At 71.5% G+C, this 4,881-nt stretch carries 10 protein-coding genes; 8 read left to right on the top strand and 2 right to left on the bottom strand.

The features are described from left to right. The first annotated feature begins 153 nt into the window (after positions 1-153). The 7 genes from crcB (AC08OU_RS22585) to AC08OU_RS22555 all read left to right on the top strand — a co-directional run bounded on the left by crcB (AC08OU_RS22585) (position 154) and on the right by AC08OU_RS22555 (position 2,580). Entirely contained in the window at positions 154-690 is a 537-nt protein-coding gene (gene crcB, locus AC08OU_RS22585; RefSeq protein WP_476605737.1) for a fluoride efflux transporter CrcB, read from the top strand. Then, on the top strand, positions 687-1,040 hold the full coding sequence (locus tag AC08OU_RS22580) for a DUF190 domain-containing protein (protein WP_476605736.1): 354 nt from the start codon (positions 687-689) through the stop codon (positions 1,038-1,040). The genes crcB (AC08OU_RS22585) and AC08OU_RS22580 overlap by 4 nt, the downstream gene beginning before the upstream one ends. Continuing rightward, positions 1,037-1,411, top strand: a complete 375-nt coding sequence (crcB, locus tag AC08OU_RS22575; protein ID WP_476605735.1) for a fluoride efflux transporter CrcB — start codon at positions 1,037-1,039, stop codon at positions 1,409-1,411. Before AC08OU_RS22580 ends, crcB (AC08OU_RS22575) begins: the two co-directional genes overlap by 4 nt. Then, the gene (locus tag AC08OU_RS22570) at positions 1,377-1,547 is read left to right on the top strand and encodes a hypothetical protein (RefSeq protein ID WP_476605734.1); all 171 of its coding nucleotides are present in this window, start codon (positions 1,377-1,379) and stop codon (positions 1,545-1,547) included. The genes crcB (AC08OU_RS22575) and AC08OU_RS22570 overlap by 35 nt, the downstream gene beginning before the upstream one ends. A gap of 33 nt (positions 1,548-1,580) precedes the next feature. Then, complete coding sequence (locus AC08OU_RS22565) at positions 1,581-1,757, top strand: hypothetical protein (protein WP_476605733.1); 177 nt, start codon at positions 1,581-1,583, stop codon at positions 1,755-1,757. 89 nt (positions 1,758-1,846) lie between these two features. Then, entirely contained in the window at positions 1,847-2,245 is a 399-nt protein-coding gene (locus tag AC08OU_RS22560) for a nitroreductase family deazaflavin-dependent oxidoreductase (RefSeq protein ID WP_476605732.1), read from the top strand. 11 nt (positions 2,246-2,256) lie between these two features. Further along, positions 2,257-2,580, top strand: a complete 324-nt coding sequence (locus AC08OU_RS22555) for a hypothetical protein (RefSeq protein WP_476605731.1) — start codon at positions 2,257-2,259, stop codon at positions 2,578-2,580. Positions 2,581-2,659: 79 nt separating this feature from the next. Here AC08OU_RS22555 and AC08OU_RS22550 read toward each other — a convergent pair whose 3' ends face one another. Together AC08OU_RS22550 and AC08OU_RS22545 are read right to left on the bottom strand one after the other, a co-directional pair. Next, complete coding sequence (locus AC08OU_RS22550) at positions 2,660-3,388, bottom strand: hypothetical protein (RefSeq protein WP_476605730.1); 729 nt, start codon at positions 3,386-3,388, stop codon at positions 2,660-2,662. Between the two features lie 84 nt (positions 3,389-3,472). Continuing rightward, positions 3,473-3,985, bottom strand: a complete 513-nt coding sequence (locus AC08OU_RS22545) for a GNAT family N-acetyltransferase (protein WP_476605729.1) — start codon at positions 3,983-3,985, stop codon at positions 3,473-3,475. A gap of 217 nt (positions 3,986-4,202) precedes the next feature. Here AC08OU_RS22545 and AC08OU_RS22540 point away from each other — a divergent pair, with 217 nt between their 5' ends. Then, complete coding sequence (locus AC08OU_RS22540; protein ID WP_476605728.1) at positions 4,203-4,823, top strand: peptidase inhibitor family I36 protein; 621 nt, start codon at positions 4,203-4,205, stop codon at positions 4,821-4,823. Positions 4,824-4,881 lie beyond the last annotated feature (58 nt).

The raw sequence follows: 4,881 nt of genomic DNA, 5'->3' as shown, positions 1-4,881 counted from the left end.
GCGGGCCCCCGGGCCGGGCCGCTATCCTGGGGGCCGGAGGCGGCTCGCCGTCCCGCGGCGGTGGGGCCCGCCGCCCCGCCCGCCGGGGAACCGCGGCACGCCCGCCAACGGTCCCTACCAGTTTCAGCGCGCCACTGGTAGGAGAGATCTCGCGTGAGTCAAGCGGCCCGGCAGCCCGTCGACCAGCCCGTCGACCAACCCATCGACTCGGACGTCGACCTGCGGATTCCGCGCCAACGACGCGAGCTGGCCCGCGGTTCCTGGTCGGTCCTGGCCGCCGTCTCCGCCGGTGGCGCCCTGGGGGCGATGGCCCGCTACGGTCTGGCGGCCGCGTGGCCGCACCGGCCGGGCGAGTTTCCGTGGGCGACGTTCGTCACCAACGTCTCGGGTTGTCTGCTGATCGGCATGTTGATGGTCCTGATCACCGAGGTGTGGGCCGCGCACCGGCTGCTGCGGCCGTTCCTCGGCGTCGGTGTGCTCGGCGGGTACACGACGTTCTCCACGTACACGGTCGAGGTGCAGCAGCTGGTGGCCGCCGGCGAACCACGCGCCGCCCTCGCGTACCTGGCGGGCACAGTTGCGGCGGCCCTGGCCGCCGTGTACCTCGGTGTCGCCGTCACCAGGCTGGCCACCCGCTCCCTGCCCGGAAAGAGGCCCACCGCCGCCCGGCGAACGAGGAGACCGTCATGAAGCTCGAAGGACCGGCCGTGCGGCTGACCATTTTCCTCGGCGAGGACGATACGTGGCACCACAAGCCGCTCTATCACGAGATCGTCTCCCGGGCCCACCGCGCCGGGCTGGCCGGTGCGTCGGTGCTGCGCGGCGTCGAAGGTTACGGTGCCAGCTCTCGCATCCACACCACCCGGCTGCTGTCGCTGTCCGAGGACCTGCCGGTAGCGGTGATCATCGTGGACGAGGAGGACCGGGTCCGCGAGTTCCTGCCCCAGCTCGACGAGCTCGTCACCGAAGGTCTGGTGATCATCGATCCGGTGGAGGTCATCCGCTACGTCGGCCGCTCCGGCGCCCGGACGTCGCGATGACGCTGCTGCTCGTCGCGCTCGGCGGCGCGGTCGGTGCGCCGCTGCGCTACCTGGCCGACCGGATGGTGCAGACCCGCCACGACTCGGTCTTTCCGTGGGGCACGTTCAGCGCCAACACGATCGGCTCCTTCGTCCTCGGCGTGCTCATCCGCGGCGTGTCCGTCGACCAGGTCCCCGGCAGTGCCGGCGCGCTGGTCGGTGTCGGCCTGTGCGGGGCGCTGACCACCTACTCCACCTTCGGGTTCGAGACGATCCGGCTGCTGGAGGAACGGGTCCGCGTGTATGCCGTGTTCAACGTCGCCGCCAGCGTGGCGGCCGGGCTGGGGTCCGCGTTCTGTGGCATCGCTGTCGGACAGGCGCTGTGGCCGTGACCGGCACCTCACGGCGACCGGCAACGGCGCCGGCCCGCGCGCGCTCGCGCCGGCCGACGTCGTGCGCTCCTCGGTCCTGCATGCCCTCGACCTGCCGCTGGACCCGCCGGCCCTGGCCGCCACCCTGCGACCGTGAGCCGGGCCTCGCGCTCGGCCGCAGGCCCGGCTGGTGGGAACGGTCGGGGGCGAGTGGGGCGGCTCGGTCCTGATGAGCATGGAGTGGGGCTCGACCCGCCGTCGCGGCTTGATGGCGAGTTGGCCGCAGCTCGGTGTCCAGCAGGCCGAGGACCGCAAGGTGATCGACCTGTCCGAGGCCGAGTCGCTGGGAACGGTGCCCCGCCGCTGACCGGGCGCCGGTGGTGGTGCAGTGAGTCTTGGTAGCTTGACGAGCATGGAGAGCTACCGGCAGGCACGGCGCTTCCACCGGCTGGTGCGGTGGGCGGCGGGCGGACCAGCGCCTCCGCGTGGCTGGCCGGAGTGGAGATCACGATGTTGACGACCACCGGCGCCAAGACCGGCGCCCTCCGGACCGTGCCCCTGCTCGGGCTGCAGAAGGGTGAGGACACGATCCTGATCGCCTCCAACTTCGGCCGGCCACGCAACCCGGCCTGGTGCCACAACCTGCGGGCGAATCCGCGCGCAACGATCAGCCTCAACGGCGTTCGCCGTGACGTGGTGGCACGCGAGCTGCTCGGGTCAGACCGGGAGCATGGCTACCGGCGCGGCGAGGAGGTCTTCCCCGGCTTCAGCCACTACCGCCGCTGGGCACCGACCCGCGAGATCCCCGTGTTCAGGCTCGAGCCGTCGGTGCCGGGCGACGGTTCGGGGAGCTGACGGGTCGGGACATGCCGCGGCTGATCGTCGAGATTCACGTACCGCTGACCGTGCCCAAACCCGGTGGGGTGCATCCGTTCTCGTGGATCGAGGACGTCGAGGAGTACCTGGCCCTCCTCGAGGAATCGGACGGCGCCCAGCAGTACGACGGCGGCGAAGAGCACCGCGACCACTACGTCTTCTTCCTCACCGGAGCCGATGAGCTCACCGTGCTGTCGGTGGCGTCGAGGGTGGCCGGACTCCCCGGTGTCCCCGGTGGCGTCTTCGCCAGGGTGACCGACGACGAGGCACCCCACTTCGGACTCGGGCGCAGAGTGGATCTGCCCACGTCCTGACGGGCGGGAGCAGCGCAAAGTCGGCACAGCAGACTTGCGCCCGTGCCGGGTGCCCCGGGCCGGGTGCCCCGGGCCGTGCTCAGCCGGTCGTGGGCCGGCCGCTCTGCGTCTTGTCGACACGGCTCAGCACCGTTCCGACCAGGCGGCGCCAGTCGGTCGTGAACTCGGGTCCGGTGGTCTGCCGGCCCACCCAGTAGAGCCCGTAGCTGGCGACGACGACGGCGTTCTCCTCAGCGAGCACGGCAATGGCGGTGTCGGCCGTGCCGGGGCTCGACGCCTCGTACACCTTGTGCCGAATCACCACGAAGCCGCTCCATCCGCCCGACGTCAGGGGCTCGGTCGAGGTGTTCTCCGTGTACCCGGGCTCGACGCCCTCGCCTCGCGTCTCGGCGGCCTGGGACACGGTCGGCGTGCAGGCGTCCGCCGCGGCGCGCAGGGTCTCGACGGCGGACTTGGCCGACGCGACGTCGGGGTACACGAGCCCGGCTTGGTCGAAGGCCTGCGCGCCCGCCTTTCCCTCGTCAGCCAGTGACGACGCGATCACGGAGGGTTTGCCGGGCGTCGCCGGACGTGCGGCGGACCCGCCACAGAACGGGACCAGGCTCGTGGTCGGCGGCGTCTGCTCGGGGCGTAGCCAGGTCTGCCCGATGTCGGCGGGTTGCAGCACGCCCGCTTGCATCATGGCGACGGTGATGGTCGATGCGCCGCCATCCGGTGCGGCGTCGTCACCGCCCGAGCAACCCGCCAGGGCCGGCGTCACGACGAGGCCAGCGGCCACCACCCGAAGAAGTCTCCTGACGGTCGACATCGGACTATCTTCGCAGCAGATGCGCCTCGCCCGATCCGCGCGATCCGAAAGGCCGGTCAGCCTGCGGTCCCGCCTCCGGTGTGATCAGGTCGGATGGTCCGGTCGGATGGCTGCGTACAGCAGCATGTCCCTCCGTCGGCCGCCGATCTCCTGATGGCTGCGCAGCAGCCCCTCCCGAACGTATCCGGCGCGCTCGGCCGTGCGCAGCGAAGCGGCATTCCACGGCTCGATGTGCAACTCGACCCGATGCAGGCCGGGCAGCGTCCAGGCGAAGGCTGTCAATGCCGTGAGAGCCGCCGCCGCATAGCCGTGACCACGTTCGGCAGGCGCTACGGAGTACCCCGCCCTTCCGCGGCCACGGTCCCACTCGGCCAGCCACAGCCCCGCCGCACCGACCGCCCGGCCCGTGGCCGCGTCGGCGACGGCGAAGGAGAACCCGGCCCCCTCCTCCCACCGGCTCACGTTGCGCCGGATCCACTCCCGGGCCTCTGGTCGGGTGGCGTGCGCCGGCAGCGTGCCGATCAGCGGCACGTACGGGTCCGTCGCCAGGTCGAGCGCCATCGGCACGTCCTCGTCCACGAACCTGCGCAGGATCACGGCACCGCTCGCGGGTGGATCGGCAGGCCACGGCGGCAGCACCGGCATCAGCGGAAGCGGACGATCATCGAACGGGCATCCTCTCCGCAGGCGAATGTGATCTTGGATCGCGACGCGCCGCGGACGCAGTCTCAATCCGGATTCCATCGGTATTCAACCCATGACTGCGACGGTGCCGGAGGCCTCGGGACAGCATCCAGACCGCGGAGGAAGACCCATGAAACTCACCCGCACCATGTTGGTACTGACCATGCTTGCTGTCGTCGGCGGGTTGACCGGCACCGCCGTGCCGGCGGCCGCCCGCACGACGACGCCGGTGAACTCCGCGGCGACCGCCGGCACGGCGGAACCCCACGGCGCGTTGGCGTCGTTCGCCGGCCGCAAGATCGACCTGGCCCGCAGCTGGGGGGGTGCCCAGACCTGCGCCGTCTACTCACCCGCGGACGTCCGCTGCTACGCCACGAAGCAGCAGGCCGACGCCGCCTCCGTCGCGGGCGTCGCTGGCCTGGCCGGCGTTGCGGCACGCACCGCCGTTGCGGCGGCGGCCAGCCCATGTCCCAGTGGCTGGCTCTGCCTGTTCGAGCAGGTGAACTTCAACCACAACTTCAACGGCGATCCCGTACCGGGGCGGCGTTTGCAGTTCCGGGACGAAGGGTGGCAGAGCCTCCGCAGGTTCGGGTTCATGTATAAGGCGTCGTCGTGGTGGAACGCCCAGGCATGTGGTGACCTGGGCGGCCTCGGCGACGGCGTGGGCGGGGCCATCTACATCGGCGGCTGCGACGCACGGGCGAACTGGCTGGGGGACTTCGACAAGAGGGCGGTGGACGTCGGCGCGTAGCGCCCGGCGAGATGCCGAGGAGTGTGGCGCCGGAAGGAGCGCCACACTCCTCGGCGGG

The organism is Frankia sp. CcMO1 (genome assembly GCF_977945845.1).
This window is presented reverse-complemented; position numbering and strand designations above follow the sequence as displayed.